At 60.1% G+C, this 26,053-nt stretch carries 25 protein-coding genes and 1 other annotated feature; of the genes, 11 read left to right on the forward strand and 14 right to left on the reverse strand.

All coding sequences use genetic code 11. The features are described from left to right. Position 1: 1 nt before the first annotated feature. The 3 genes from ACQY8Q_RS01325 to ACQY8Q_RS01335 all read right to left on the reverse strand — a co-directional run bounded on the left by ACQY8Q_RS01325 (position 2) and on the right by ACQY8Q_RS01335 (position 2,141). Positions 2-1,057 (reverse strand): ABC transporter ATP-binding protein, encoded by a 1,056-nt coding sequence (locus ACQY8Q_RS01325; RefSeq protein ID WP_428423872.1) that lies wholly within the window; start codon positions 1,055-1,057, stop codon positions 2-4. Between the two features lie 318 nt (positions 1,058-1,375). Continuing rightward, positions 1,376-1,627, reverse strand: a complete 252-nt coding sequence (locus tag ACQY8Q_RS01330) for a helix-turn-helix domain-containing protein (RefSeq protein ID WP_428423874.1) — start codon at positions 1,625-1,627, stop codon at positions 1,376-1,378. Positions 1,628-1,856: 229 nt separating this feature from the next. Continuing rightward, a complete protein-coding gene (locus ACQY8Q_RS01335; protein WP_428423876.1) occupies positions 1,857-2,141 on the reverse strand; it encodes an acylphosphatase in 285 nt (94 codons plus the stop codon). Here ACQY8Q_RS01335 and ACQY8Q_RS01340 point away from each other — a divergent pair. Both ACQY8Q_RS01340 and ACQY8Q_RS01345 read left to right on the forward strand, forming a co-directional pair. Further along, complete coding sequence (locus tag ACQY8Q_RS01340; RefSeq protein ID WP_428423997.1) at positions 2,052-2,249, forward strand: hypothetical protein; 198 nt, start codon at positions 2,052-2,054, stop codon at positions 2,247-2,249. The two genes, ACQY8Q_RS01335 and ACQY8Q_RS01340, sit on opposite strands and share 90 nt — an antisense overlap. 41 nt (positions 2,250-2,290) lie before the next feature. Further along, complete coding sequence (locus tag ACQY8Q_RS01345) at positions 2,291-2,497, forward strand: hypothetical protein (RefSeq protein ID WP_428423990.1); 207 nt, start codon at positions 2,291-2,293, stop codon at positions 2,495-2,497. An 81-nt stretch (positions 2,498-2,578) separates the two neighbouring features. On the opposite strand, the gene ACQY8Q_RS01350 is transcribed toward ACQY8Q_RS01345, so the two are convergent. Genes ACQY8Q_RS01350 through ACQY8Q_RS01370 form a run of 5 tightly spaced genes read right to left on the reverse strand, consistent with a single transcriptional unit; the run spans position 2,579 to position 7,186 of the window. Then, positions 2,579-3,436 carry a transporter substrate-binding domain-containing protein gene (locus ACQY8Q_RS01350; RefSeq protein WP_428423878.1) on the reverse strand — a complete coding sequence of 286 codons (858 nt, stop codon included), beginning with the start codon at positions 3,434-3,436 and terminating at the stop codon, positions 2,579-2,581. Positions 3,437-3,483: 47 nt separating this feature from the next. Then, the gene (locus ACQY8Q_RS01355; RefSeq protein WP_428423880.1) at positions 3,484-4,266 is read right to left on the reverse strand and encodes an ABC transporter ATP-binding protein; all 783 of its coding nucleotides are present in this window, start codon (positions 4,264-4,266) and stop codon (positions 3,484-3,486) included. Next, the gene (locus ACQY8Q_RS01360; RefSeq protein WP_428423882.1) at positions 4,263-4,988 is read right to left on the reverse strand and encodes an ABC transporter permease; all 726 of its coding nucleotides are present in this window, start codon (positions 4,986-4,988) and stop codon (positions 4,263-4,265) included. Before ACQY8Q_RS01360 ends, ACQY8Q_RS01355 begins: the two co-directional genes overlap by 4 nt. Beyond that, positions 4,988-5,707 (reverse strand): ABC transporter permease, encoded by a 720-nt coding sequence (locus ACQY8Q_RS01365; protein ID WP_428423885.1) that lies wholly within the window; start codon positions 5,705-5,707, stop codon positions 4,988-4,990. The genes ACQY8Q_RS01360 and ACQY8Q_RS01365 overlap by 1 nt, the downstream gene beginning before the upstream one ends. A 51-nt stretch (positions 5,708-5,758) precedes the next feature. Further along, complete coding sequence (locus tag ACQY8Q_RS01370; protein WP_428423887.1) at positions 5,759-7,186, reverse strand: M20 family metallopeptidase; 1,428 nt, start codon at positions 7,184-7,186, stop codon at positions 5,759-5,761. Between the two features lie 187 nt (positions 7,187-7,373). On the opposite strand from ACQY8Q_RS01370, the gene ACQY8Q_RS01375 reads away from it, so the two are divergent. Beyond that, positions 7,374-8,021 (forward strand): GntR family transcriptional regulator, encoded by a 648-nt coding sequence (locus ACQY8Q_RS01375; protein ID WP_428423889.1) that lies wholly within the window; start codon positions 7,374-7,376, stop codon positions 8,019-8,021. 133 nt (positions 8,022-8,154) lie between these two features. Further along, complete coding sequence (locus tag ACQY8Q_RS01380) at positions 8,155-8,616, forward strand: acyl-CoA thioesterase (RefSeq protein WP_428423992.1); 462 nt, start codon at positions 8,155-8,157, stop codon at positions 8,614-8,616. Between the two features lie 38 nt (positions 8,617-8,654). Here ACQY8Q_RS01380 and ACQY8Q_RS01385 read toward each other — a convergent pair whose 3' ends face one another. Next, positions 8,655-10,046, reverse strand: a complete 1,392-nt coding sequence (locus ACQY8Q_RS01385; protein ID WP_428423891.1) for a family 16 glycosylhydrolase — start codon at positions 10,044-10,046, stop codon at positions 8,655-8,657. Between the two features lie 205 nt (positions 10,047-10,251). After that, positions 10,252-10,920: a GntR family transcriptional regulator gene (locus ACQY8Q_RS01390; protein WP_428423893.1), complete on the reverse strand. Its 669-nt coding sequence runs from the start codon at positions 10,918-10,920 to the stop codon at positions 10,252-10,254. A 402-nt stretch (positions 10,921-11,322) separates the two neighbouring features. On the opposite strand from ACQY8Q_RS01390, the gene ACQY8Q_RS01395 reads away from it, so the two are divergent. The 5 genes from ACQY8Q_RS01395 to ACQY8Q_RS01415 are packed head-to-tail and all read left to right on the forward strand — an operon-like array spanning position 11,323 to position 17,579. Continuing rightward, on the forward strand, positions 11,323-12,594 hold the full coding sequence (locus tag ACQY8Q_RS01395) for an NRAMP family divalent metal transporter (RefSeq protein ID WP_428423895.1): 1,272 nt from the start codon (positions 11,323-11,325) through the stop codon (positions 12,592-12,594). Positions 12,595-12,605: 11 nt separating this feature from the next. After that, entirely contained in the window at positions 12,606-13,370 is a 765-nt protein-coding gene (locus ACQY8Q_RS01400) for a LamB/YcsF family protein (protein WP_428423897.1), read from the forward strand. A gap of 22 nt (positions 13,371-13,392) precedes the next feature. Beyond that, positions 13,393-14,199, forward strand: coding sequence for a putative hydro-lyase (locus ACQY8Q_RS01405; protein WP_428423899.1), 807 nt, complete (start codon positions 13,393-13,395; stop codon positions 14,197-14,199). Between the two features lie 7 nt (positions 14,200-14,206). After that, a complete protein-coding gene (locus tag ACQY8Q_RS01410; protein ID WP_428423901.1) occupies positions 14,207-15,808 on the forward strand; it encodes a 5-oxoprolinase/urea amidolyase family protein in 1,602 nt (533 codons plus the stop codon). Positions 15,809-15,851: 43 nt separating this feature from the next. Then, entirely contained in the window at positions 15,852-17,579 is a 1,728-nt protein-coding gene (locus ACQY8Q_RS01415; RefSeq protein ID WP_428423903.1) for an acetyl/propionyl/methylcrotonyl-CoA carboxylase subunit alpha, read from the forward strand. A gap of 120 nt (positions 17,580-17,699) precedes the next feature. Here ACQY8Q_RS01415 and ACQY8Q_RS01420 read toward each other — a convergent pair whose 3' ends face one another. Continuing rightward, positions 17,700-19,046, reverse strand: a complete 1,347-nt coding sequence (locus tag ACQY8Q_RS01420; protein WP_428423905.1) for a sigma-54-dependent transcriptional regulator — start codon at positions 19,044-19,046, stop codon at positions 17,700-17,702. A gap of 4 nt (positions 19,047-19,050) precedes the next feature. Continuing rightward, positions 19,051-20,922, reverse strand: a complete 1,872-nt coding sequence (locus ACQY8Q_RS01425; protein ID WP_428423907.1) for a sensor histidine kinase — start codon at positions 20,920-20,922, stop codon at positions 19,051-19,053. Positions 20,923-21,148: 226 nt separating this feature from the next. Between ACQY8Q_RS01425 and ACQY8Q_RS01430 the strand changes: the two genes are divergently transcribed. Further along, a complete protein-coding gene (locus tag ACQY8Q_RS01430; RefSeq protein ID WP_428423909.1) occupies positions 21,149-22,483 on the forward strand; it encodes a dicarboxylate/amino acid:cation symporter in 1,335 nt (444 codons plus the stop codon). Positions 22,484-22,555: 72 nt separating this feature from the next. Here the strand turns inward: ACQY8Q_RS01430 and ACQY8Q_RS01435 are convergent, their stop codons facing one another. Then, positions 22,556-22,849 (reverse strand): hypothetical protein, encoded by a 294-nt coding sequence (locus ACQY8Q_RS01435; RefSeq protein ID WP_428423911.1) that lies wholly within the window; start codon positions 22,847-22,849, stop codon positions 22,556-22,558. Beyond that, positions 22,711-22,766, forward strand: a sequence feature (sul1 is cis-regulatory element that is thought to sense ions involved in sulfur or methionine metabolism; They are found in Alphaproteobacteria). Its footprint overlaps the gene before it by 56 nt. On the opposite strand from ACQY8Q_RS01435, the gene ACQY8Q_RS01440 reads away from it, so the two are divergent. After that, entirely contained in the window at positions 22,837-24,303 is a 1,467-nt protein-coding gene (locus ACQY8Q_RS01440; protein ID WP_428423913.1) for a SulP family inorganic anion transporter, read from the forward strand. The genes ACQY8Q_RS01435 and ACQY8Q_RS01440 overlap by 13 nt on opposite strands. A gap of 47 nt (positions 24,304-24,350) precedes the next feature. On the opposite strand, the gene ACQY8Q_RS01445 is transcribed toward ACQY8Q_RS01440, so the two are convergent. After that, positions 24,351-25,700, reverse strand: coding sequence for an MATE family efflux transporter (locus tag ACQY8Q_RS01445; protein ID WP_428423915.1), 1,350 nt, complete (start codon positions 25,698-25,700; stop codon positions 24,351-24,353). Positions 25,701-26,053 lie beyond the last annotated feature (353 nt).

Raw genomic sequence — 26,053 nt, forward strand, 5'->3', positions numbered from 1 at the left:
CTTACGCTGCCGGGAAGGCCAGCCAGCTATCCGGCGAAATGGTCAGGCTGACCGTTGCTGTCCCGGATGGCAAGCGGTGCATGGTGCGCACCTGCAGCAGCTGCTCCAGCCCATCGACGCTGATGGCAAGCTGCTCGACCTCGCCGAGGAACATGCGGCTTTTCAATTGCCCGGAAATATCGCCTGGACCGGGGGAGACCGAAATTCCCTGCGGACGGATATAGAGCGCTGCCGGCGTTCCCTCCCCGGCGTCCAGCACGTGCGCAAACCGGCCGATCGCAGTGTCGACATGCCCGTTGCGATAGACGCCCGAAATCCTGTTGAAGGCGCAGAAGAACTCTGCTGCATAGGGGGACACCGGGCGATCATGCAGATCATAACCCGAACCGGACTGAACGATCCGGCCAGCCTTCATCAGGACAACCCGGTCGCCAGCCGAAAGCGCCTCTTCCGGATCATGAGTGACCATGATCACCGTCGTGCCGAGGCCTTTCAGCAGCGACAGCGTTTCATCACGAACCTTTTCCCTCAACCCCCGGTCAAGATTGGAAAACGGCTCATCCATCAACAGGATATCCGGTTGCGGAGCCAGCGCGCGGGCAAGAGCCACACGCTGCTGCTCGCCACCCGACAGCATATGCGGGTATCGCTCCTTGAGATGCGCGATGCCGATATGGGCAATGACATCGGCCGCTCTGGCCGTCGCTTCCTGTTTCGGGCGGCGCTTCAGGCCGAACAGGATGTTCTGCTCGACGGTCAGATGCGGAAACAGAGCGTAGTCCTGGAACACGAAGCCGATCTTGCGGTTCTCCGGCTCGACGAAGCGCGAGGGGCCGGAGACCTCGTGACCATTCAGCAGGATACGGCCGCCATCGACAACATCCACCCCGGCAATCATCCGTAGCAAGGTCGATTTTCCGCAGCCGGACTGACCGACGAGGCAGATGATTTCACCGGACGCAATCGTCAGCGACACGTCGTCGAGCGCGACGGTTGCGCCGAAACGGCGGCTCACATTGTGGAGTTCAAGCGTCCGATCCTTAGCGTGCGGCGTCAAAATCCTGTCCTGTTCCTCTTTTATGCAGCCGATCACCTGCTCCCGCAGGCGGCAGGCCCGACTCATCTTCTGAGCCCGTTTATCAGGATATTTCGCGGAAAAGACAATCAGGTGGCTGTCTTGCCAGAAATGAACGCAGGCTGAACTACGCGCTTGGCGGCAGGCAGCCGATCGATGCTATGTTTTCTGTTGGTGAAGCGTTTTCCGGCTTCTGCCGGGGATCGTCGGTGCGGGCGGTTACTGAAAGGCAACGCACCGGGATCGGCGTCAAAAGCTGGCCGCAGGCCCGTCGTCAACCGGCGGGGAGCAGCAATTGGCTTAAACTTCAGTTTCCAGGAGAGCCGATACGGGAACCTGGAGTGCTGCGGCAATCCTTCTCAACTTGGCCGGATCGGCATCGCCGCCATCTTCAATGGCGGAAATCTCAGAATTCGCCAGACCGCATGTCACGGCAAGGTCTTCGATGCTGTAACCGGCAGATTCGCGATAGGCCTTGACCCTGGATGCAACGGTGCCGCTGGAAATAGCGCCGAGGCCAAGATTGTCGAAGTTATTGACTGCAATGGACATGGAAGTCTCCTGTTGTGCATGAATCGAACGTCTGCGTTTATCGTTCCCCGTTTATGACTGATCGCAAAAATACGACCCCTTCTATTGCTGCAGCGCGTCATCGACAAGTAAATATTGCTGCACCTGCTAGACAACCCGGACAAGAGGCCTTTTTTCACGTTGGCGTGATCCTGAAAATCGCAATAAAAACAATGTCATGGGATCATTTTCTCATCAATTCATCGAATAGTTATTTCGTGACGCAAAATCCCGGCGGTACGCCCTCGGTGAGGGCTGTTTCCGTCTTAACATCGGCGACGGATGCCCCAAGAGGACCGATCCGACAGCGCTCCAACATGGTGTTTACGGCCGCAGTAGGCCCACAGATCAAGGCCGCTACCGACCCATCGGCGTCATTGCGAACCCAGCCGGAGAGACCAAGCCTTTGCGCCTGGCCGCGCATCCAGAACCGGAAGCCGACGCCCTGGACACGCCCGGTTATGCGAACCAGGGCCGCTTTGGCTTCAACCTTCATGACGCCTCCATCAATTTCAGTCACTCGAATCTGGAGCAGGCGCTAAAGATTACAAGCGTGTTTTCCAATGCGGCCTTCCCCTGCTATGGGAGGATCGCCAATCGCTGAAACGCTAGGCTCTTGACACGATGACAACAATGGAAATCGATATGGATACCGTGGAAATCAATGGCCGAAGCGATTTTGCTCTTTGGGCAATCCAGCGGGCGCAGGAAATCGTCATGGCCGAAGGCGCGGCTCTTGCTCTCGCGGCCCGCGATATGAACGAAGACGCCCTTCAGGAGAATGGCGCAGCACTTGGCAAGGCCATCGCGGATGCGATGCTCGAAGTCTTTGACGGCTTGATGGCCGAGTAGCAGACACAGGACCGGCGAGCATCGCTGCCCGCCGGTCCTGTACCGATGTCGCCCGGTTCTCCAGGCTGGAGTGTCTGCGCCTTAAAGCGGCGTGACGTCGAACCCGAACCATTTCTCCGACAACGTCTTGATGGTGCCGTCGGCCTTGGCGGCATCGATCGCGGCATTGAACATGGCCTTGAGTTCCGGGTCTGTCTTGCGCAGGCCGACCGAGCTGCCACGTCCGAGGAAGCCGCCCTGGAAACGTGGACCTGCGGTCGTCATATCCTCGTTGCCGGGCTTTTCGGATGCCGTGGTCAGATACGCCATCGACGCCATGACGAGATCGACGCGGCCGGCGCCCAGATCCAGATCATGCTCTTCCGTGGTCTTGTATTCGCGAACCTCGACCACGCCCTTGAGATACTTGTCGACGAAGGAAGCGCCGGTCGAAGCGATCTGCACGCCGATGATCTTGCCCTGAAGCTGCGGCTTGATTGTCTCAAGGATGCTGAGCGCACCGGCTTCGTTGGAGGCGAGCGAGAAGACTTCGCCCTTCGACGGCATGGCCGCCAGTGGACTTGATTTCAGGGTTGCAAAGGCCTGGCCGGTTGAGCCGTAGGAATTGCTGAAATCGATGATTTTCTCGCGCTTTTCGGTCGCCGACATGCCGGAGATGATCGCATCGAATTTTCCGGCGTTCAGCGCCGGGATCATGCCGTCGAAATTCTGGACGACGACCTCGCACTCTACCTTCATATGGGCGCAGAGATATTTTGTCAGCTCGATCTCATAACCATCAAGCGTGCCGTCCGGCTTGGTGAAGTTGTAGGGCTTGAAGGCGCCTTCGGTCGCAATCGTTACATGCGTCCATTTCTTCTCTTCTGCATGCGCGCCAGCCGAAGCCAGCATCAGTGCCGAAAAGCAGGCCGCCTTGAAGATTGATCCGATGGTTTTCATTGTTGCATTCCCCTTTTTTTGTTCAGTTGTTGGAGCAGTCGCAGCACTCATCCTTTGATGAACTGCCGGAAACGGTCGGATCTGGAATTTTCGAAAACGTCCTTCGGGCTGCCGTCTTCTTCGACCAGCCCCTTGTGCAGGAAGATCACGCGGCTGGAGACATCGCGGGCAAAACCCATCTCATGCGTAACGATCAGCATGGTGCGCCCCTCTTCGGCGAGCGACCGCATGACACGCAGCACCTCGCCCACCAATTCGGGATCAAGCGCCGATGTCGGTTCATCGAACAGCATGACGTCCGGCCGCATGGCCAGCGCACGGGCAATCGCCGCACGCTGCTGCTGGCCGCCGGAGAGATGCGACGGATACTGATTGCGCTTGTCGGCAATGCCGACCTTTGCAAGCAGCGCTTCGGCCTCTTCAATGCACTCCTTGCGCGGCCGTTTCTGCACGTGCACCGGGGCTTCGATGATGTTTTCGAGAATGGTTTTGTGGGTCCATAGATTGAAGCTCTGGAACACCATGCCGAGCTTTGAGCGGACACGATCCACCTGCGCGATATCGGCAGGTTTGCTCTTTCCGTTGCGGGCGGGGACCATTCGGATCGTTTCTTGCCCGACGGTCACGCTACCGGAATCGGGCGTTTCCAGCATGTTGATGCAACGCAGAAAGGTCGACTTGCCGGAGCCGGAGGAGCCGAGGATCGAAACGACCTCACCCTCCCGCGCATCCAGCGAAATCCCCTTGAGGACCTCAATTGACCCAAAACTCTTGTGGAGACCCTTGACGCTCAGCGCCGGCAGATCTGCCGCAGACATGGGAAGGTTCATCGCGCATCTCCTGCAATAACCGCGTCTGCGGCGTTTTCCGGTTGCCGCAAATGCGGGCTGAGCTTGAACTCGACCAGCTGGACGAGGCGCGTCAGAAGAAAATTGATCGCCAGATAAATGAAGCCCGCCACGAGAAACACTTCGATGGCGCGGTAGGTCTCGGAGATGATCCGGGCGGCAACGCCGGTGACCTCCATGATCGTGATGATCGAAGCCAGCGACGTCGCCTTGATCATCGAGATCATCTCGTTACCGTAACCAGGAAGTGCCTGGCGGATAGCCAACGGGAGGACGATGCGGCGGAAGACCATCAATCGCGGCATGCCGCAGGCGCGCGCCGCCTCGACCTGTCCATGCGGAACCGACAGCAATCCGCCGCGGATGATCTCGCTGGCATAGGCCGCCGTGTTCAGACTAAGCGCGATCACAGCACACCAGTAGGCATCGCGAAGCACCGGCCAGAAGATGCTGTGGCGGACGGCCGGAAACTGGCTGAGGCCATAATAGATCAGGAAGATCTGGACGAGCAGAGGTGTGCCGCGAAAGATGAAGACATAGACCCGCGCAAACCACTCGAGAACGATGACGCCGGAGGTGCGCGCCAGAGCCAGGGCTAACGCCAATATGGCACCAATGGCGATTGCCGTGGCGGCAAGCGACAGGGTCAGCGGTAAGGCCGAAACGAGACTGATGAACGTTTCCTGTGTAAATTCCCAATCCATCAGCCTCTCCTCACGCCACGGCTGAAATGACGCTCAGCCTGGCGCATGGCGATGCTGGAGACGGTCGAAATGGCGAGATAAATCAGGCCGGCGATCAGGTAGAAATCGAAGGGCAGGCCGGTCGAGCCGGCGCCGATCTGCGACTGGCGCAAAAGCTCGACGACGCCGGTGATGGAGACCAGGGCTGACTCTTTCAGCACGACCTGCCAGACATTGCCGAGGCCCGGCAGGGCATGGCGCAAGGTCAACGGTGCGATGATGCGGCGAAAGCGCAGCGAGCGCGACATGCCGCAGGCAATCGCCGCCTCGATCTCACCGCGATGGACTGCTTTGAAGGCGCCGCGGAAGACTTCGGTGTGCTGCGCCCCCGAGGTGATCCCGACCGCAAGCGCGCCTGCCAGAAAACCGGGAAAGCTGATGAAACCATCGGCGCCGAACAGCCTGCCGATCGAGGTGATTGCAGCGCTTCCACCGAAGTAGAGAAGATAGATGACGAGAAGATCCGGTATACCGCGCAGGACGGTCGTATAGGCGTCGGCTGCGACACGCAGCCCCCGGCCACCGGAAATCTTCGCCCAGGCACCGAATGTGCCGATGACGGCGCCGATCGTATAGCCGGACAGTGCAATGAGGATTGTCATCCACGCACCGGCGATCAACGCCTTTGCCCAGCCGTCGGGACCGAAACTCAACAGATCGAAAAATCCCGGCTGGGTCATGATGGATCCGGTCTGGATAGGCGGCAAGCCACCTTGCCTTTAAGGGTCGGCTTACCGGCCATTGGGGCTCTCCGGCAGCGGCGGAAAAACGTCATCCGGGATGGGATTGACAAAGGGATTCCCATCGAGGCGTTCCCTGTGATCCGCCTTGGCGGCTTCGATCAGAGCCGGATCCGCGATGAGGTCCAGTGCTGTGCTTGCCATGACTTTGGCCGCATATTCCATGCCCTTGTGCGCTGCCGGCAGCTTGCCTTGCGCCACCAGTTGCCAGGAATGTCCGGGCGTGCCGATAGCATAGGTCGCGCCACGCATCTGGACGGTCGGGACGACCCAACTGACGGTGCCGACATCGGTTGAGCCGACGATCGAACCATCACCACCACCCAACGGATAGATCAAATCGCAGAGCGCCTGCCCTTTTTTCGGCTTAATACCAAAGCGCGCATAGGACGCCGCAATGTCTTCCCGCGAGAATGTCTGCTGGAATTTCAACGCGGTATCGTTGTCTGCGGCATCGAAGGCGGGCGGACCGAGGCGCTGGAGATTGGCGAACATGCATTCCTCCAGCGGCGTATTGCCAACAAGATTGGCGTCGCCGCTAATAATTTCGCTGCGCACCGTCGTTTCGGTCATCAGGGCTGCACCGTCGGCGATTTTCTTGACGCGCTCGACGAGGCCGAGCAACTCCTGCAGCGTCCGCGCGCGGATCAGGTAGCGTACCGTCGCGCGGGCCTGGACGACATTCGGCGCCGCGCCGCCGGCATCGGTGACGGCATAATGGACCCGCGCCGATGACGGCATGTGTTCGCGCATGTAGTTGACGCCGACATTCATCAGCTCGACGGCATCAAGCGCGCTGCGGCCAAGATGCGGCGTTGCAGACGCATGCGAGGCGCGGCCGCTGAAGTGGAAATTAAGCTCGTTGCAGGCCAGCGATATCGGATTGTTGACGCCGGCGAATGCTGCCGGATGCCAGGATATGGCGATATCGACATCATCGAAAACCCCAGCCCGGACCATGAACCCCTTGGACGAGCCGCCCTCCTCGGCGGGGCAACCGTAGTAACGCACCCGTCCTTTCAGACCGTTGGCTGCCAGAAAATCCTTGACCGCGGCGGCCGCCATCATCGAGCCGGAACCCAATAGGTTGTGGCCACAACCGTGGCCATTGCCGCCGGAGACCAGCGGCCGCTCCTCGGCGACGCCGGCTTCCTGGCTGAGGCCGGGCAAAGCATCGAACTCGCCAAGAATGGCAATCACCGGACCGCCCTCGCCGGCTTCGCCCATGACCGCCGTCGGAAGCCCCGCAACATTGCGCTCGACCCGAAACCCCTCCTCCGTCAGCAGGCGCTCATGCTCTTCGCAGGCGCGGAATTCCTCGTAGTTTGTTTCAGGCGCATCCCAGACACGATCGCTCAGCGTGAAGAAAGCTTCACGTTTCGCTTCGACGAAATCCCAGACGGAATCGGAGTTTTTCATGGCGTATGGGACCTGCTTGCCTTATAGTTACCAATATTGGCACCAATTTAGGATACAAAAATAAATTGCGCAACTGGCGCCAAGGAATAATTTTAATTGGGCCATCTGCGTTGCAATTGCCGAAACTCGGCTACAAGAAAAAGTCAGGCCGGTAAGTGGCGCCGGTCCGTGACAACAGGAAAAATTCATGAGCGAAGTTCAAAGTGAAACGGCTGCCGGATCCGAAGAACGGGACGTCACCGAACTTGTTCTTCAAGACATCCTGACCGGCATGCTGCCCGCCGGCACCTGGCTGAAGCAGATCGACCTTGAACGCCGGTATGACTGCACAAGACCGGAAGTGCGCCGCGCGCTGGACCGTCTGTCGCAGAAGCGATTGGTCGCCCACGTGCCCAATCGGGGTTACCACGTTTACCAGCCGGACGACCGGCGCGCCAAGGAAGTCGGCGATATCCGCGTCATTCTCGAAACAGCCGTCGCCGATATGATGGTGGCCAACGCCACCGCCGACAGCATCGCCACATTGCGTGGCCTTGCGAGATACTTCGACGAGATGACCCTGACGGGTACGATCCTGGAGCATTACGAGGCCAATCTGGCCTTTCATCGTGAATTGCTGCTTCTGGGGGGCAATCAAGAGTTGGTCGATCTGGTCTCCGAAATTCGCCAGCGCACATCGTCAGCCCCCGTTTCACAATGGCGAACCCGCGCGCGAATCGAGAAATCCGGCCGCGAGCATCACATGATGATCGATGCGCTCGAAGCCCGTGACGCGGAGCAACTGAAACGGCTTATCGCCCTGCATATCCGTCAACCGGCCGACACGCCGAAATAGACGCGGGCATGATCGCGTGTCTGAAGGCGGCTGGGTTGATCAGCGCCGGTTCGTTGTAGATAATCGGCATGAATTTCGGGAAATACGACGGAGGCGCATCTTGGAAACTGGTCACGACACGAGCCAACTCGAGATGGTCGTCCTGATGACGCCCGACATGGCCAATTTCAGCGGCAAGGTCCATGGCGGCGCGCTGCTCAATCTCCTCGATCGTGTCGCCTTTTCCTGTGCCTCGCGCTTTTCGCAGGAATATGCCGTGACACTGTCGGTCGATCAGGTGGTCTTCCGCGAGCCGATCCATGTCGGTGAACTCGTGACGTTTCGCGCTTCGATCAATACTGCCGGCCGCACATCGATGGAAGTCGGTATCCGGGTCGAGGCGGAAACCATCCGCACCGGCGAGCGGCGGCACACCAATTCCTGCTATTTCACCATGGTTGCGGTCGACGCCGACGGGCGTCCGACCAATGTCCCCACCTACAGCCCCAAGACCGGCGTCGCCAAGCGCCGCGAACGCGCGGCACAGGTGAGGCGCAGCCTGAGACGTGAATTCGAAGAGCGCTTCAAAGCGGCAGGCACCGAGCCCGAAGAATGATATAAGCCAGCTGCGTTGCAGCGTTTTCGAGGCTGATGTCAGGCGAGGTCGTCCAGCGTATAGGCGCGGATATAGTCGATCTTCATTTCCGAACCGTCGGGAATCCCGTCCGCCGGCGCCCCGGCCATGCCGCCGACGGCAAGATTGACGATCATATACATCGGCTTGTGCATGTCTGACGGTGTGTCAGCGCGCGCGACGGCGACATTGTCGATATACCAGACGATCTCATCTTGCTGCCACAGGACGCCGTAGGTGTGAAAACCTTGCGTGTCGGAGACGCTGACGGCGGTGGAAACCGACGTTTGCCGCCCGGTTTCGTTTGAGTGGACCGTCACATGCACGGTGTTGGGATCCTGGCCGCGCATTTCCACGACATCCAGTTCCGGTGGCCAGGAGCCATCTTCCGGAAGCAGCCAGAAGGCCGGCCACACGCCTTTATTCTCCGGCATGTCGGCGCGGATTTCGAAATAGCCATAGGTCTGCGAAAAGGATGCATGCGTCGTCAGCATGCCGGACGTGTAATCGTATCCCTCGACCTCCGCGCTGATTGCGTCCGGCGTTTTCTCCGCCGTAATCGTCAAGACGCCGTCGCTGATGGAAAACGGATTGCTGCCGGATGTCGGCGCATAGCGCGGATTGACATACCATTGAAGCTCGCCGTTGCCCGATAACGTGGCCCCCTTCTCGGGCGCCCACCAGTATTTTGGCTCCCAGACGCCTTCCGTGCCGTTCATCAGCTGAAGCGTGTTGAAATTATCACCGAATGTCTGGGTCAGGGCGGAACGGTCGAGGCTCAATTCGAACTGACCAGCATTCAGATCGGCTTTACTCGTATTGGCAAACACCAGGCTTTCGCCATCCCCAAGATCGAGCCTCAGATGCGCGCCTTCCTGGGTCGCATTGATGAGAACCTGATCAAAGGATGTCAGCGAATAGTCATTCAGCCGGACGATGTCGGCCGCTTCAAAATCGGTGATCAGGTCGCTGCCATTGCCCTTGGTGAAAATAAAGGTGTCCGCACCAGCGCCACCGGTGAGCACGTCATTGCCGCCGCCGCCGTCCAGTGTCTGCCGGCCGGAGGCCCCCTTGATGATATTGTCGGCGGCATTTCCAAAGGCGTAGCGCAGATTGCCGGTGACGGTCAGGTTCTCGAAATTGTCCGGCAGAGTGTAGCTCATCCAGGTGCTGATCGTATCGATACCCTGGCCCGCCGCCTCGTAGGCCCGGTTGATCGCCGAATAGAGGTAATAGATATCATCACCCGTACCGCCCGCCATCGTGACGTTGACGGCACTATCGCCCCACATGGAGTCATTGCCCGCCGTTCCCTGCAGCGTCGGACCGGAGCCGGTTGCGGAGAAAAACCCGGTCGAACTGTCGCTGTAAAACAGGGGTTGCCCGAGGGCATTCAAAACGGTTTTGCGCATGATCATCTCCTGTTGGTCCTGCTGGCAATCGCCGGCGGCACCAAAAAAAAGAGATCCATGCCGCAGCGCACCCAAGCTACAGCAGGCTACCGGATCCACCCATGATGGATCGGGATGACGCGCACGAAACCATCAAGCTGCGTTAATACGCAGACAAACAATCCCGTTCTGGATCAAGTGTGACCGATTTCGGGGCAGCCGTGGTTCAAGCTTTGCCTTTGTCGGGAATGCGCGAGAAGGCGGCAAGGACGGTGCGCTCCGACTGAAGAAGGTAGCTCTCCAGCGCCGCTGCGGCTTCCTGCATCTCGCCGGCATCCAGCTTTTCGACGATGGCGGCATTCAGTTCGATATAGGGCTCGTGCAGAAGTTCGGGACTGTCCAGAAGTCCGAAACTCAGGCGCAGTTCCGCGGCAATCTGGAGATAGAAAGCGTTGAGGCGTTCGCTGTCGGCGAGATCGACGATTGCCGCATGGAAGACCATGTTGGCGCTGCCGACTGTGCCCCAATCGCTCCTGGCGCAAGCTGCACGCGCTTCTTCGACAGCGGCGCGCATGCGGCCGACTGCGGGATGCTTGGGATAGGCCTGCGCCACAGCCCGGCACTCGATGACGCGGCGCACGCGGTAGATATCGATGATCGAAGCCATGCTGGGGATAGCAACGAAGACGCCGCGGTTCGGCTCGTGACGCAGCAGGCCTTCCTTGGTCAAAAGCCGGAATGCTTCACGCAGCGAATTGCGGGACACCTGCAGATCGGTGCTCAATTTTACTTCCGACAGGCGATGGCCGGGCTTGAGTTCGCCAGCGATCAGCTTGTTGCGGATCGCTTCCGCCAAGCGGGGCGCAAGTGCGGATGTCATGTCCTGGTCAGTCATACACGTCCTTCATTCGAAGCGATAAGCACCTCATGGTTGACCGATATCGTGGTTTTCTTCACTTGGAAATGGGGTCTGGGTCGAACACATGGATAGGAGTATGCTTTGCGGCTTTCAGGCGACAGCCACCCTCGGTTTCCGCAATCCGGCTTTGCTCTGCTCATTACCAAAACAGCCCCACCGCACATCGAAAAGAACCCAAGAAGCACATCAGGAAGACGTATTTGGTTTCGGTTAAAATATGAAAAGCCCAACATTTCAACAATATGATGGAACGATGAAATAATAATCGTTGAACAATATTGACAGAATTGTGAAATGCGGCAAGGTTGCGGCTGTCAATAAAATTGATGCGGGCCAACCCCGAGGAGTTTGCGGGCGCCTACAATAAAGAGAGGGTTCATGGAACAGTCAGCTATTTCACCCAGCCGCGAGGCACCAGCCAGCGCTTTGCCGATGTCGGCCAAATCGCGGCGTGCCGCACTCGTCGCCGCAATCTTTCTGATGGCGACCTCTGCCATCGGCCCGGGCTTCATCACCCAGACGGCCACGTTCACGAGCCAGCTCGGAGCCGCCTTCGCTTTCGCGATTCTTGCCTCGATTCTCATCGATTTCGTTGTGCAGCTGAACATCTGGCGGATCGTGACGCTCACCAAAATGCGTGCATCCGACATTGCCAATGCGGCCATTCCGGGCACCGGTTACCTGCTGGCAGTTCTCGTCATCGTCGGCGGCCTGTTCTTCAATATCGGCAATATCGGCGGCTCCGGCCTCGGACTCAACGCCATGCTCGGCCTCGATCCGAAATGGGGGGGCGCAATCAGCGCACTAATCGCCATCGGCATCTTCAGCTCAAAGCGCGCAGGCGTTGCCATTGACCGCCTGATCGTCGTGGCCGGTGTCCTGATGATCCTTCTGACGCTGTATGTCGCGATTGTCTCCGCCCCGCCGGTCGGCGATGCGCTGTTCCAGACCTTCCTTCCCTCCACCATCAATTTTGCCACGATCACCACAATCGTCGGCGGTACAGTCGGTGGCTACATCACCTATTCCGGCGCACATCGTCTGCTCGACAAGGGCACCGTCGGCATCGAGAACCTCGGCGCCGTCAACCGTGCCGCGTTGACCGGCATCGCCGTCACCGGCCTGATGCGCTATGTGCTCTTCCTTGCCATTCTCGGCGTGGTCGCCAGCGGCGTCGTCATCGACGTGTCCGGCAAGGGTGCCAATCCGGCCGCACAGGCCTTCCAGGCGGCTGCAGGCGAAACCGGCTACCGCATCTTCGGCGCGGTTCTGTGGTTTGCCGCCATTACTTCGGTGATCGGCGCGGCCTACACCTCGGTATCGTTCATCACTGTCTTCAAGAAGGATATCAGTGAGCGCGCCCGCAACATCGCAACCGTGATCTTCATCGCCGTCTCGTTGTTCTTCTACGTGATCATCACAACGCCACCGGCGCAGATGCTGATCTTCGTTGGTGGACTGAACGGCCTCATCCTGCCGATCGGCCTGTCGATCTTCATCTATGCTGCCTGGGCACGTTCCGACCTAATGGCCGGTTACCGCTATCCGCGCTGGCTGCTGGTTCTCGGCGTTCTGGCTTGCGCGCTCACCTGGTACATGGGCTACAAGTCGATCGGTCCGATTTTCGCCCTGCTGTCGCCAGCCACCTGAGGAGATTGAACATGACTGCCATCGATCTGAACAGCGATCTCGGTGAAAGCTACGGCGCGTGGCGTATGGGCGACGACGAAACGATGCTTGCCATCGTTTCCAGCGCCAATGTCGCCTGCGGCTTCCATGCCGGCGATCCCGCCGGTATCTGGAAGACCGTCAAGGCGGCCGCCGATAAGGGTGTTTCGATCGGGGCGCATGTGTCCTATCCCGATCGCGTCGGCTTCGGCCGGCGCGACATGGACGTAACAAGCGGCGAACTCATCGCCGACGTCATCTACCAGATCGGCGCCTTGAAGGGCATGGCAGCTGCCGCCGGAACAACCGTCGGCTATGTCAAACCGCATGGCGCCCTCTACAACCGCATCGCCCATGACCCCAAACAGGGACAGGCCGTGATCGACGCCATCAAGGCGATCGATCCCTCGCTGGTGCTGATGGGCCTTGCCAATGCCCCGATCCTTGCGCTTGCACAGGCGTCGGGTCTCAAGACCGTCGCCGAAGCCTTCGCCGACCGTGCCTATACGCCGGACGGACAGCTGGTTTCCCGCCGCGAACAGGGTGCTGTGCTCCACGACACGCAATTGATCGCCGCCCGCATGCTGCAGCTTGCCCGCCAGGGTACGCTTGAGGCGATCGACGGCTCCACCATCAAGATCGATGCGCAATCGATATGCGTCCATGGCGACAGCCCAGGTGCCGTCGCCATCGCACAGGAAATTCGCCGCGCCTTCGAGGCCGACGGCATCACCGTCCAGTCATTTCTGCCGGCTTAATCGGCGTTCTGGGAGGAACTCAATGATCGCGATAGACCATCTCCGCCATGTCAATGCCGAACCGGCCCGCCTCGCCCGCGAACGCTACCGGTCCGGCCAGATCGAGCCGACATCCGGCGTCGCCCCCGGCTTCACCCAGGCCAACATGATCGTTCTGCCACGCGACTGGGCCTTTGATTTCCTGCTGTATGCGCAGCGCAATCCGAAGGCCTGCCCGGTTCTCGATGTCTCCGATCCCGGCTCGCATTCCACTCTGCTCGCTCCCGGCGCCGACCTGCGCACCGATATCCCGCTCTACCGCATCTGGCGCGACGGCAAGCTGGCCGAAGAAACCGCCGACGCGCGCACCGCCTGGGCCGAGCATCCCGATCTCGTCAGCTTTCTGATCGGCTGTAGCTTCACGTTTGAGACGCCTATGGCGGAAGCCGGTATCGAGATCCGCCATATCACCGACAAGTCCAACGTGCCGATGTATCTGACCAACAAACCATGCCGCCCGGCCGGACGCCTGCACGGCAACATGGTCGTGTCGATGCGGCCGATCCCGGCGTCGCGCGTTGCCGATGCGGCAACGATTTCCGGTCGCTTTCCGGCCGTGCACGGTGCGCCTGTGCATATTGGCGCACCGGAAGAGATCGGCATCAAGGATCTCGCTAAGCCCGAATTTGGCGATCCGGTACGCATCGAGCCCGGCGAAGTCCCCGTTTTCTGGGCCTGCGGCGTTACTCCGCAAGCAGCCGTCATGGCATCCGGTGTCCCGTTTGCCATCACCCATGCGCCGGGGCATATGTTCATCACAGATATCCCCGATTCCGCTTACCACGCCTGAGGTTCCGATGCGTTTTCTGCCCGTCAGCCTGACAGTATTGCTTGTTGAACTCGCCGATCTCGACGAGACGCTGGCGCTGTTTGCCTCGCTTGAAGCCGATCCAGTCGAGGGCATCGAAGACATGGTGCCCGCTGCCCGCACCCTAATGATCCGGTTCCGGCCGGAAAAGCTGACGGCTGAAAAGCTTGCAGGCGCAATCGCGACCCGCGATCTCTCCGCCCGCATCGCACCATCCGACAAGTGTGTGGAAATCACTGTGCACTATGACGGCGAAGATCTCGCCGACGTCGCAGGCCTGACCGGTCTCTCGGTCGAGGAGGTCATCCGCCGCCATACCGACAGCGAATTCACCGTCGCCTTCTGCGGCTTTGCGCCCGGTTTCGGCTATCTCGTCGGTGGCGATCCCGCCCTGCAGGTGCCGCGCCGCCAGAGCCCGCGCACAAAGATACCGGCCGGCTCCGTCGCCTTGGCTGGCGCATTTTCCGGCGTCTACCCGCAGGCCAGCCCCGGAGGCTGGCAGATCATCGGCACGACGCCGGAAAAGATGTGGGATCTGTCGCGCGATCCACCAGCATTGTTCCAGCCGGGTTACCGGGTGCGCTTCACCGATATCTCGAAAAGCAAGACCACGATCTCCGCAGCTGCCGCCAAAACGTCCGTAGAGCCGGCGTCGGCTCCGGCAGCGGATGCCCTGACGCTTAAGGTTCTCGCAGCTCCCATGCCAGCGCTGTTTCAGGATCTCGGCCGGTTCGGCCAGACCGGTCAGGGCGTCTCATCGTCCGGTGCGCTCGACCTCCGCGCGCTCAAGGCCGCCAACCGCCTCGTCGGCAACCCGATCGATTTCGCTTGTCTCGAAATCACGCTCGGTGGCTTCTCCTTCGAGATCACCGGCCGCGCTGTTCTCGGAATCACCGGCGCTCCCTGTCCCATTCTCATTCGTGACGCATCTGGCCGCGAGCAGACGGCAGAAACCTACCAGCCGATCTCGCTGGAGCCCGGCGATATCGTCACGCTTGGTCACGCGCCGAAGGGCATGCGCAGCTATCTGGCGATCCGGGGCGGCTTTGCCGTCAAGCCGGTGCTTGGCAGCGCCTCTAGCGATACGCTCGCCTTTGTCGGCCCGGATGCTGTGATCGCCGGTACCGTGCTGACCATCGAAGCCGAAACGAAGAGCGTCGCACCTGTCTCTCTCACCGAAGCACCGGCGTTCGAGCATCCAGCGTCCGGCGAGACGGTGACGCTCGACGTCATCATGGGTCCGCGCAGCGACTGGTTTACAGAAGCCGGTATCGCGACGCTTTCCGGGCAACTCTGGACGATGACGCCGCAATCGAATCGCGTCGGCATCCGCCTTTCCGGCGACGTGCCGCTGGAGCGCAAGGACAAGGCGGAACTGCCAAGCGAAGGCACCGCGACCGGCGCCATCCAGGTGCCGCATAGCGGCCAGCCGGTGCTGTTCCTTGCCGACCATCCGCTGACCGGCGGTTATCCGGTGATCGGCACCGTCGCTGAATATCATCTCGATCTCGCCGGACAGATTCCGGTCAATGCAAAGATCCGCTTCCGGCCCGTGACGGCCTTCGCCGATATCAAGCCAACAAAGGCTTGATATCGCGATGCCCGGCCGACCAAAGACAATGAGGATAGATCCCATGAAAAAAGTGCTGATTGCCAATCGTGGCGAAATCGCCGTCCGCATCATCCGCGCCTGCCGCGATTACGGCATCGCCTCTGTTGCAGTCTATGCCGATCCGGACATGGATGCGCTGTTCGTCCAGTTGGCCGACGAAGCCTATGGGCTCTCCGGCAACCGTCCGGCGGAAACCTATCTCGATATCGAAAAGCTGATCGGCATCGCCAAGCGCTCCGGCGCCGATGCCGTGCATCCAGGATATGGCTTCTTGTCCGAGCGGGCGGAATTCGCCCGTGCCGTCATTGATGCCGGCCTGATCTGGATCGGCCCCGATCCCCATGTCATCGAAGCCCTTGGCGACAAGGTGCAGGCACGGCGGATCGCCACCAGCGTCGGCGCCCCTCTGGTTGCCGGCAGCGACGGCCCGGTCGAGACTGCGGCGGAAGTCGTGGCCTTTGCCGAGCAGCATGGCCTGCCGGTGGCAATCAAGGCTGCCCACGGCGGCGGTGGCCGCGGGATCAAGGTCGCCTGGCATATGGAGGACATTGCCGAATTCTATGAGTCGGCCGTGCGTGAAGCAAAGGCGGCCTTTGGCCGCGGCGAGTGTTTCCTGGAACGGTTCCTCGACCGTCCGCGCCATATCGAGGCGCAGGTCATCGCGGACAAACACGGCAATGTCGTCGTGCTCGGTACCCGCGATTGCTCGCTACAGCGGCGCAACCAGAAGCTCGTCGAAGAGGCCCCCGCCCCCTTCCTCAGCGACGCGCAGCGCCAGTCGATCCATGACGCCGCCAAAAAGATCTGCGCCGCCGCTGGCTATTCCGGCGCCGGCACCGTCGAGTTCCTGCTCGGCGTCGACGGCACGATCTCCTTCCTCGAAGTCAATACCCGCCTGCAGGTCGAGCATCCGGTCACCGAAGAGACGACCGGCATCGACCTCGTCATCGAGCAGTTCCGCATCGCCGACGGTCTGCCGCTGCTGGTCACTGAGACACCGGTACCGCGCGGCCACTCGATCGAATTCCGCATCAATGCCGAAGATCCCGGTCGCGGCTTCCTGCCGACGCCCGGCACCATTACCACGTTCGAAGCCCCGTCCGGTCCCGGCGTACGGCTCGACAGCGGCGTTGTCTCCGGCTCGACCATCCCCGGTACGTTCGATTCGCTGATGGCCAAGCTGATCGTCACCGGCGCCACCCGCGAGCAGGCACTGTCGCGCGCCCGCCGTGCACTCAAGGAGTTCAAGATCGAAGGCATCGCAACGGTCCTGCCGTTTCACCGCGCCGCGATGGAAGCCGCTGATTTTATCGGCAAAGACGGGTTCAAGGTACATACGCGCTGGATCGAGACCGATTTCGCCGACACCCTGACGGCCGAAGCCCGGCCCGATCCGGGCACTGATACATCGCTCATCCGCACCCATGTCGAGATCGACGGAAAACGTCACGCGCTCGGCATTCCGGCCTCGCTGCTTGCTGGGCTCGGCGGCCTGAAAGCACAGGATTCCGATCAGGCGAAAACGGCAAATGTGGAAGACGCCTCCACCGTTGCGGCACCCATTTCCGGTACACTACAAGCTTGGAAATGTGCCGATGGCGATACCGTTAAAGAAGGCGACCTGATCGCCGTGATGGAAGCGATGAAGATGGAAACGCAGATCCTGTCGACCCGCTCCGGCGTGTTGCGGATCAAGGCCGCAGAAGGCGCCTATGTGAATGCCGGATCAGCACTCGCCCGGGTCGAGTAAGTCCCGGCCCTGCAGGGCAGTCTAAAGAGCGCTCGCAGCTTGCATCAAGCCGCGAGCGTTTGTTTTTTGTGATGCGCCTCGTCTCTGCATGTTCGTTAGCTCGGCGCTTTCTCGCACTCATCAGCGTTTTCGGCCATAGTCGGCACGGTTGATGCCGTGGCGTTGCAGTTTGTCGTAAAAAGTCTTCCTCGGAATACCCAGCGCCTCGATCGTCAACCGGACATCACCGTCGCTGGCCACCAGAGCTTGCCGGATGATATCCCCCTCATACAGTTCAAGCTTTTCTGGCAGGCTGTTTGTAGCCGGGCCGGACGGCGTGGCTGACCATCCGGCCGATTCGACACCAAGAACGACGCGCTCGGCAAAATGTGACAGCTCGCGGACATTGCCCGGCCAAGTGTGGGTGGCGAGATATTGCTGGACGCGTCCCGACAGGACGGGAATGTCCCGCTTGAAACGTTCGGCGGCACGGGCGGCGAAATGGGAAAATAGCAGAGGGATATCCTCCCGGCGCTCGCGAAGCGGCGGAATGGAGAGGGTCACGACATTCAGCCGGTAGTACAGGTCTTCCCGGAACTCACCACGCATAGCCGGATCGCCAAGATCGACCTTGGCGGCGGCAACCACCCGCAGATCAACCGGCCTCACCTCGTTGGTGCCGAGCGGATTGACCTGGCGTGTCTCGAGTACCCTGAGCATCTTGACCTGCGTCGCCGGCAGCATGCTCTCGATCTCGTCGAGAAACAGAGTGCCGCCGCCCGCATGTTCGATGCGCCCGACCCGCCGCTTCTGGGCGCCTGTAAAGGCACCGGCCTCATGGCCGAACAGTTCGCTTTCGATCACACTTTCAGGCAGAGCCCCGCAGTTCAGCGCCACAAAATTCCCCGACCGCCGCCGGCTCCAGTTGTGCAGGAGCTGTGCGACGACCTCCTTGCCGCTGCCGGTTTCTCCGGCAACAAGCACATCGACATCCGTGTCGGCGATATAGCGCAGCGTCTGCCTGAGATTTTCCATCGCCGGCGTCTGGCCAATCAGCGGCAAGCTGTCGCTGGCCGTTTCCGCAGACCGCCGCAGAGCGCGATTTTCCATAACGAGCCGGCGCTTTTCCACGGCCCGGCGGGCGCTTTGCACCAGCCTTTCGGCGGCAAAGGGCTTGGCGATAAAATCGTATGCGCCATCCTGGATGGCCTGTACGGCCATGGGAATATCGCCATGGCCCGTCACGAGGATCACGGGGAGATCGGCATCCATGCGTGTCAGCCGGGCAAACAGTTCGAGCCCATCGATATCAGGCATGCGAATGTCGCTGATGACGGCACCGGTGAAATCCGCAGAGAGTTCGGCAAGGGCGGCGCGTGCGCTGCTGAAGGCTGAGACGGAAAATCCAGCGAGCTGGAGCGTCTGGGTCGTCGCCGTCCGCAAATCCCTGTCGTCGTCGATCAGAACAATCGTGCCGCCATCCGCCATACCGTCACCCCTTCTTCAGATGGACCGTGAAACGGCTTCCCGTATCGCTGCTGGAAACCTCGATCCGGCCGCCATAGTCGGCGACGATGTCTTTTGAAATGACCAGTCCGAGCCCCAGCCCGCTTTCCTTGCTGGTATTGAAAGGAATGAACAGGCTTTGCAAAACCTCAGGCGATATACCCGGGCCATTGTCGGAAACGGTAACAGTGACGGTCTCGCCTGAAGCCTCGAACCGGACCTCCACACGGCCATCGGCTTGCCTGTCGCCAATGGCTTCGAACGCGTTTTGCAGGAGGTTAATCAGCACCTGTTCCAGGCGGATGCGCATGCCCATCACCATGAGGCCCGGTGGCGGCAAAGCGATATCGAGGGTCTCCATGCGTCCGGCAAAACGGCTGCGAAGCAATTGTACAGCGCCTTCGATGACATCCCGAAGCGGCGTCGGTTCGGCGTCACGGCGGCCTTTGCGCGAAAGTGCCCGCAACTCGTCGGTAATCGCGCCGATCCGCTCTGTCAGTACAGCGATGTTCGCCATGTTGTCCGCCGCAGATGCCCCCTGTCCGCGCTCGAGGAAAACTCGCGCATTGTCTGCATAGGCGCGAATGGTGGCAACCGGCTGGTTGATTTCGTGGGCGACGCCCGCCGCCACCTGGCCAAGGATTGCCAGTCTGTTTGCCTGAACCAGATCCTGCTGTACCGCCTGCAATGTCTGCTCGGTATTATGATGGCCGGTGATCTCCGCCTGCAGCCGGTCCCGCGCCAGGCTTAGGTCTGCCGTTCTTTCCGATACCCGCCGTTCCAGTTCCTCGCGGGCTTGGAGGGCTTCGGAAATGCGCAAGGAGGCGGCATGACGGCGGCGCAGCAGCAGGGCTCCGCCAGCCAGAACCGGAAGCAGGCCAAGCAAAGCCAGCATGCGCCCCTCGCGGATCGCCGCATCGAAGGAAGGTGCCGTCGGCACCAGATGCTGCAGGATCCAGCCCGTCGTCGGCACCGCCGTCTGAAGATCGAGGAATTCGGTGACGCCGGTGCTTCCCGGCATCACCACCTCGACAACACTTGCTCCATCCTGCTCGCCGGTCTTTTGGAACGGAAGAGGGCGCAGCGGCGCCTCGCCGAACTGCAGGCTCTCGCGGATCGCCACGAGCGCACCGGCTGGAATTTCCCCGATGGTCATGAAACGCCAGGACGGAATGCTGGTAATCAACACGATACCGCGGCTATCCGTGACGTAGGTCGGCTTCAGCGACGCAGCCCAAGCCGCCTCCACCTGATCGAACTCCAGTTTGACGACGACGACACCCAGCGGCCCGCCGGGGCTATCGACCCGTTGTGAGATATAAAGACCCGGCTTTTTGCTGACGCTGCCGAGAGCAAAGTGCTCTGCCTTGCCCTCGCTCATGGCTTTTTGAAAATATTCGCGAAAGCGGTAGTCATTGCCGACGAAGCTGGTCGGCTCGCGCCAGTTGCTGGCAGAAACCGCCAGCCCGTCCTTGCCGATGACGTAGATGACGGCGGCCTGGGTACCGACGGCCAGGCCTTCGAGCTTGCGGTTCAATGGATCAAGCGCTGCGCCATTGCCGGTTACCAAGGCTTCGCCAAGCGCCGTATCTTGCGCGAGAACCAGCGGAAGCGCCCTTTGTTTCTCGAGAACCGCGCGCAGCAGTGCGGCGCTGAGATCGGCATCGGTGCGTGCCTGCACTTCGAGCGATGTTGCCGCAAACCTGCGCGCCACCTCGCCGCTGAACCACAAGGCCATGATCGCCAATACAGCCGAAACCACAGCATAGAACAGCCAGGCGCGTCGCATATGTCGCGCCAACTTCACCGGGTGATTGATATCCAAGACAGGAAACACGTCCATGACGGAATTGTGCATAATTCCGCACGAAAAGCAATTGTAGATGTGCGGATAATCGCACGAAGCGCCCTGCCAAAGTGGTGATGCAAGATTATTACGCAAACATAATCAGAGACTTAGTCAGTACGAACAAAACTGGCACGGAGTTTGCGAAGGTATCCGGATAACGGCGAGCCCGTTTAACCATCAATCATAGGCCCGGGAGGCCGGAATTCGTTCCGGACGGGTCGAAGAGGAGGATATCATGATTTCAGTGCCATTCGACGCTACGCCCAAGCCAGCCGTCAAAACACCGTTCTACCGGCATTTGTACGTCCAGGTGCTGGCCGCCATCGCGGCCGGCATTCTTCTTGGCCACTTCTATCCTGAGCTCGGTACACAGTTGAAGCCGCTCGGCGATGCCTTCATCAAGCTCGTGAAGATGATCATCGCGCCCGTCATTTTCCTGACGGTGGCCACGGGTATTGCCGGGATGAGCGACCTACAGAAGGTCGGCCGGGTCGCCGGAAAGGCGATGCTGTATTTCCTGACGTTTTCGACGCTCGCCCTCGTCATCGGCCTCATCGTCGCCAATGTCGTGCAGCCGGGTGCCGGCATGCATATCAATCCGGCGTCGCTGGATCCAACCGCCGTCGCCACTTATGCCGCAAAGGCGCATGAGCAGACGATCACAGGGTTCCTCAGCAACATCATTCCGACGACGATCGTCGGCGCCTTTGCCGATGGCGACATCCTGCAAGTCCTGTTCTTCTCGGTACTGTTCGGCATCGCCCTTGCCATGGTCGCCGAAAAAGGCGAGCCGGTCGTCAATTTCCTCAATGCGCTGACGGCTCCCGTGTTCAAGCTTGTTGCCATCCTGATGAAGGCTGCCCCGATCGGTGCATTCGGCGCCATGGCCTTCACCATCGGCAAATACGGCGTCGGCTCGATCGCCAACCTCGCCATGCTGATTGGCACATTCTATGTCACAGCGCTGATCTTCGTTTTCGTGGTGCTTGGCGCGGTTGCGCGTTACAACGGATTTTCGATCGTCGCCCTGTTGCGCTACATCAAGGAGGAACTGCTACTGGTTCTCGGCACCTCATCTTCTGAAGCAGCACTGCCGGGCCTGATGGACAAGATGGAAAAGGCCGGCTGCAAGCGTTCGGTCGTCGGCCTTGTCATCCCGACGGGATATTCCTTCAATCTCGACGGAACGAATATCTACATGACGCTGGCAGCTTTGTTCATCGCGCAGGCGACCGACATCCAGCTGTCCTTCGCCGATCAGATCTTGCTGTTGCTCGTTGCCATGCTGAGCTCGAAGGGTGCAGCCGGGATCACCGGTGCAGGCTTCATCACGCTTGCCGCGACACTCTCGGTCGTACCCGCCGTTCCCGTTGCCGGCATGGCGCTCATCCTCGGCATCGACCGCTTCATGTCCGAATGCCGGGCGTTGACCAATCTCGTCGGCAATGCCGTTGCAACCATCGTGGTTGCCCGCTGGGAAAATGAACTGGATACCGAGCAGCTCGCAAGAGCGTTGCAAGGAAATCCGGCCCAGGCCACATCCATAGGAAACCTTCAGCCGGCCGAGTAAAAGGCCCGCGAGCTCCAATCCCAAAGCCCGATTGCGCTCCGTTCCTCTACGGACCGCAATCGGATCAACTTTTCATTCCTGGTTTATCCACGCGCGCGGAAGAAATGCATTCTTCGCCCACATCGTCCCACGCGCTGCGAAAAACGTTTGGCCGGGCAACACGCCGACGATGGGGAAATTTCGTGTTGCATCGCCGAAAAAATGCGAGCTATAAATCCAGCAATCACCACGGACCCGGTGAAACTCCGGGTGGCTCTTCTGGCCGCCGATCCGCCAGACAACGCAAAAACCGCATGCCAACTCGATAACCGCTTTGAGAAGCGCGTTGGTCATGCTTTGCGAGAACTCACCCCATGCAATTTTCATCCATCCGCCGGGATTGGTCCGTCAATCCCATGCGCGACATGCTCGCGGGAGCCGTCGCGACATTCGCGCTGATCCCCGAGGTCATCGCCTTTTCCGCCGTGGCAGGCGTCGATCCGCAGGTCGGCCTGTTTGCTTCGTTTGTCATCGGCATCGTCATTGCGTTTACCGGCGGGCGCCCCGCGATGATTTCCGCCGCCGCTGGCTCGGTTGCGCTGGTTGCTGCACCGCTGGTTCACGCACATGGGCTGCCTTACTTGTTCGCCGCAGGTTTGCTGGCCGGCATTTTCCAGATCCTGTTTGGGATATTGCGCCTTGGCGTTCTCATGCGGTTCGTCTCAAATTCGGTCCGCACCGGCTTCGTCAATGCGCTGGCCATCCTGATCTTTGCTGCTCAGCTTCCACACATTATCGGAGGAGACTTAATTGCCTATGCCATGCTGGCTGCAGGGCTGGCAGTCATCTACGGTGTTCCGAGGATCACCACGGCGATCCCGTCGCCATTGATCTGCATCCTTGTGCTGACCATTGCCTCGATCACGTTGCAGCTTCCGGTGATGACCGTTGCCGACCTAGGAAAGCTGCCGGATACTCTTCCTATCTTTGGGTGGCCGGGCGTTCCTCTGTCCATGGAAACACTGGCAATTATCGCCGGACCAGCAATCGCCATCGCCATGGTCGGCCTGCTCGAATCGATGATGACGGCCAGCGTCGTCGACGATCTCACCGGCACTGTAAGTTCAAAGAACAGGGAGTGTACAGGCCTCGGTATCGCCAATGCGACGGCCAGTCTGTTTGGCGGGATTGCCGGATGCGGGATGATCGGCCAGACCGTTAGCAATGTGAAATACGGCGGACGCGGCCGTCTCTCCACCCTGTTTGCCGGTGCCTTCCTGCTGGTGTTGATGGTTTTGCTCAAGCCGTGGGTTTCCCAGGTGCCGGTAGCGGCATTGGTCGCCATCATGGTGATGGTGTCGATCGATACATTCGACTGGTCGTCCCTGCGCTCGGTCGTCGTTCATCCCAAGATGTCGAGTGCCGTCATGGTAGCGACCGTTTTAGTGACCGTGTTCAGTTCCAATTTGGCACTGGGCGTAACGGTGGGCGTGCTGCTGAGCGGGGTGTTCTTCACGTTCAAGGTCGCCCGCCTGCTGCGGGTGGAGACAACGACCGATGTGCAGGCAGGCCGCGTGTCCTATCGCGTATCCGGTCAGGTCTTCTTTGCATCCGCAGACATCTTCATCGAGGCGTTTGACATTCAGGATTCTGTGGGCATGACGGTTCTGATCGATGTGACGGAAGCCCACTTCTGGGACATCACCGCTGTCGCAGCGCTCGACAAGGTGGTCCAGCGGTTCAAGCTGCATGACATCCCCGTGGACGTCATCGGCCTCAATCAGGCAAGTTCGGCCCTGATCGGCAGCCTCGACGGGGCGATGGAGCCGAAGGGGGTTTAACCAAGCCGGGACGTGCCGGGAACAGACCTCCTTTCGCGGCGTGCCGTCTAAGCGTTCTCCTCCCGCATCCGAACCAGCTTGAAAAATCGCGCAGGCAGCACGATGGCGCTGATGGAAAGGCCGGTGGCGAAGCCGATCCAGACGCCCAGGGGACCGACGGAAGTATGGAAGGCCAGAAAGTAGCCTAAGGGGAGCGCCAGCAGCCAGTATGAAACAATCGACACGGCCGACGGCCACTTGGTGTCGTTCAGTCCGCGCAGAGCCCCAAGCCCGGTCGACTGCAAACCATCTGCTACCTGCATCAGAGCGACCACGACGAACATGCTGGACGCCAGCGCGACAACGGGCGCGTCCGTGCTCAGCAATTCGGCAATGGAACGGCCGGCAAAGATCAGCGCAACCGTGGTCGCCAGCATCCACAGCGCCACAAAGCCGAAGGTTGCCATTCCGATGGGCCGAAGCCGTTCGGGCTGTCCAGAGCCGTCGGCCTGCGCGATACGGATGGCAACCGCGGTCGCCATTCCCAGCGGTAGCATATACAGCGTCGCTCCAATCGAGTTGACAATCTGGTTGGCGGCGAGTGCGCCGGCACCAAACCAGCCGAGAATGAAAGTCGCCATCGCCACAGCCCCCGCTTCGGCGAGATAGCTGATCCCGAGCGGCAGCCCCTGCAAGAACTGCTGCCAGACGCCTTTGCCTGTCACCACCGAACGGAGCCGGAAGCGACGCATGGCCAAAGCGCGGCGCCAGTAGAGATAGGCGGCGGCAAGAGCGATTGTCTCGGCCAGAACGCTGGCAATGCCCGAGCCAAGAATGCCAAGAGCCGGTATCGGGCCAAGCCCGTAAATCAGCAGGTAGTTCAGCGGTATGTTGATCACCACACCCAGGAATGCGAAGCCGACGGCTAGCCAAGGTCTGTCTGTGGCGTCAAGAAGCGATTTCAGCACCAGAAAGACCGAAAAAGGCAGCATGAACAACGCCATCGGCACCCAGTAAAGCCGCGCCTGCGCCTCCGGCAAACCCATCAGCCGCACGATCGGCATCAGCGCCAGCATGATTATCGCGGCCAGAGCGCCACATATCAGCGCCGTCATCATGCCATGCCGGACAGCCGAACTGACCATGCGGGCATCCCTTGCCCCGAAGCTGCTGGCCATCGACACACCGACAACCGAAATCACCCCGTAAAGCATCGCCGTCAGCAGCATATGAACCGCCATGACCAGCGAGACGATGGCCAAAACCTCGGTTCCCAGCGGCGCCAGCATGATCGTATCGGTGATGCCGATCAACGAGCTTGCCGAAAGTCCCAAAACCAGCGGGACAGAGAGTTTTATCAACGACGGTAATTCGGAGATGATGCGACCGAAATGCAGCTTCTTGTCAGACGGGGCCATAAGCCTCTCACTATCCTTATTTTGAGCAACTGTGCCACACCGACCCTCTGCGGTGAATGACACTCAGGCGAATCTGCGACGCAGTCCGCGTGTCCACTTCCTTACCAGATGTTGAAATATTTTCACTGTTCGCTGGCGCCTAACCAGTGGTGCGCTTCCGGCACCAAGGCCGATCTGCAATCACGACCTCAAGATCCTTCAGCGATTTTCTCACCTGAACACATGAGGCAACCCCATTTCGGCGCTCTCTGGCGCACCGCCGGATAGTAAATTCTTCTGACGCGAGTGTAAGAAACGGAAACACTTTGTGACTAAGTGCTTCGGAAACCAGCCGTTTTTGACTTGCCGTGCGC

Source organism: Pararhizobium sp. (genome assembly GCF_965279435.1).
Lineage (GTDB): Bacteria > Pseudomonadota > Alphaproteobacteria > Rhizobiales > Rhizobiaceae > Pararhizobium.

What these genes read in the sequence shown, in the direction of transcription:
- ACQY8Q_RS01330 (WP_428423874.1), bottom strand. Translation starts at nt 1,627, where the DNA reads ATGTCCATTGCAGTCAATAACTTCGACAATCTTGGCCTCGGCGCTATT.
- ACQY8Q_RS01335 (WP_428423876.1), bottom strand. Translation starts at nt 2,141, where the DNA reads ATGAAGGTTGAAGCCAAAGCGGCCCTGGTTCGCATAACCGGGCGTGTC.
- ACQY8Q_RS01345 (WP_428423990.1), top strand. Translation starts at nt 2,291, where the DNA reads ATGGATACCGTGGAAATCAATGGCCGAAGCGATTTTGCTCTTTGGGCA.
- ACQY8Q_RS01350 (WP_428423878.1), bottom strand. Translation starts at nt 3,436, where the DNA reads ATGAAAACCATCGGATCAATCTTCAAGGCGGCCTGCTTTTCGGCACTG.
- ACQY8Q_RS01355 (WP_428423880.1), bottom strand. Translation starts at nt 4,266, where the DNA reads ATGAACCTTCCCATGTCTGCGGCAGATCTGCCGGCGCTGAGCGTCAAG.
- ACQY8Q_RS01360 (WP_428423882.1), bottom strand. Translation starts at nt 4,988, where the DNA reads ATGGATTGGGAATTTACACAGGAAACGTTCATCAGTCTCGTTTCGGCC.
- ACQY8Q_RS01365 (WP_428423885.1), bottom strand. Translation starts at nt 5,707, where the DNA reads ATGACCCAGCCGGGATTTTTCGATCTGTTGAGTTTCGGTCCCGACGGC.
- ACQY8Q_RS01370 (WP_428423887.1), bottom strand. Translation starts at nt 7,186, where the DNA reads ATGAAAAACTCCGATTCCGTCTGGGATTTCGTCGAAGCGAAACGTGAA.
- ACQY8Q_RS01375 (WP_428423889.1), top strand. Translation starts at nt 7,374, where the DNA reads ATGAGCGAAGTTCAAAGTGAAACGGCTGCCGGATCCGAAGAACGGGAC.
- ACQY8Q_RS01380 (WP_428423992.1), top strand. Translation starts at nt 8,155, where the DNA reads ATGGTCGTCCTGATGACGCCCGACATGGCCAATTTCAGCGGCAAGGTC.
- ACQY8Q_RS01385 (WP_428423891.1), bottom strand. Translation starts at nt 10,046, where the DNA reads ATGCGCAAAACCGTTTTGAATGCCCTCGGGCAACCCCTGTTTTACAGC.
- ACQY8Q_RS01390 (WP_428423893.1), bottom strand. Translation starts at nt 10,920, where the DNA reads ATGACTGACCAGGACATGACATCCGCACTTGCGCCCCGCTTGGCGGAA.
- ACQY8Q_RS01395 (WP_428423895.1), top strand. Translation starts at nt 11,323, where the DNA reads ATGGAACAGTCAGCTATTTCACCCAGCCGCGAGGCACCAGCCAGCGCT.
- ACQY8Q_RS01400 (WP_428423897.1), top strand. Translation starts at nt 12,606, where the DNA reads ATGACTGCCATCGATCTGAACAGCGATCTCGGTGAAAGCTACGGCGCG.
- ACQY8Q_RS01405 (WP_428423899.1), top strand. Translation starts at nt 13,393, where the DNA reads ATGATCGCGATAGACCATCTCCGCCATGTCAATGCCGAACCGGCCCGC.
- ACQY8Q_RS01410 (WP_428423901.1), top strand. Translation starts at nt 14,207, where the DNA reads ATGCGTTTTCTGCCCGTCAGCCTGACAGTATTGCTTGTTGAACTCGCC.
- ACQY8Q_RS01415 (WP_428423903.1), top strand. Translation starts at nt 15,852, where the DNA reads ATGAAAAAAGTGCTGATTGCCAATCGTGGCGAAATCGCCGTCCGCATC.
- ACQY8Q_RS01420 (WP_428423905.1), bottom strand. Translation starts at nt 19,046, where the DNA reads ATGGCGGATGGCGGCACGATTGTTCTGATCGACGACGACAGGGATTTG.
- ACQY8Q_RS01425 (WP_428423907.1), bottom strand. Translation starts at nt 20,922, where the DNA reads ATGCACAATTCCGTCATGGACGTGTTTCCTGTCTTGGATATCAATCAC.
- ACQY8Q_RS01430 (WP_428423909.1), top strand. Translation starts at nt 21,149, where the DNA reads ATGATTTCAGTGCCATTCGACGCTACGCCCAAGCCAGCCGTCAAAACA.
- ACQY8Q_RS01440 (WP_428423913.1), top strand. Translation starts at nt 22,837, where the DNA reads ATGCAATTTTCATCCATCCGCCGGGATTGGTCCGTCAATCCCATGCGC.
- ACQY8Q_RS01435 (WP_428423911.1), bottom strand. Translation starts at nt 22,849, where the DNA reads ATGAAAATTGCATGGGGTGAGTTCTCGCAAAGCATGACCAACGCGCTT.
- ACQY8Q_RS01445 (WP_428423915.1), bottom strand. Translation starts at nt 25,700, where the DNA reads ATGGCCCCGTCTGACAAGAAGCTGCATTTCGGTCGCATCATCTCCGAA.